The following is a 334-nucleotide window of genomic DNA, read 5'->3' on the forward strand; positions in this document are numbered from 1 at the left end:
GGCCCTGCCGGGCCGTCGGATCCGGCGCCCGCGGGGGGCGCCTCGGCGGCGTGGCGCCGGGTCAGTTCGGCGGCGAGCGCGCGAGGCGTCGGGAAGTCGAACAGCAGCGTGGACGGCAGGGTCAGCCCCGTCCACGCCGCGAGTTCGTTGCGCAGCTCGACCGCGGCCAGGGAATCCAGCCCCAGGTCCGCCAGCCGGGTGTCCTCGTCGACCTCGCTTGCCTCGTCGCGGTGGCCCAGGACGCGGGCCGCCAGGGTCCGTACCCGCGCGAGCAGCAACGTGCCCCGCTCGTCGGGGGACGCGGCCGCCGGCATCCGGTCGCGTCGGCCCCCGC

The 334-nt window shown here is 78.4% G+C and carries 1 protein-coding gene; it reads right to left on the reverse strand.

Annotated elements, in window-relative coordinates; genetic code table 11:
* The coding region (locus GT354_RS19510) for an acyl carrier protein (RefSeq protein WP_161357580.1) at positions 1 to 334 on the reverse strand (334 nt) is incomplete at both ends.

This window comes from Streptomyces sp. SID3343 (assembly GCF_009865215.1).
GTDB lineage: Bacteria > Actinomycetota > Actinomycetes > Streptomycetales > Streptomycetaceae > Embleya.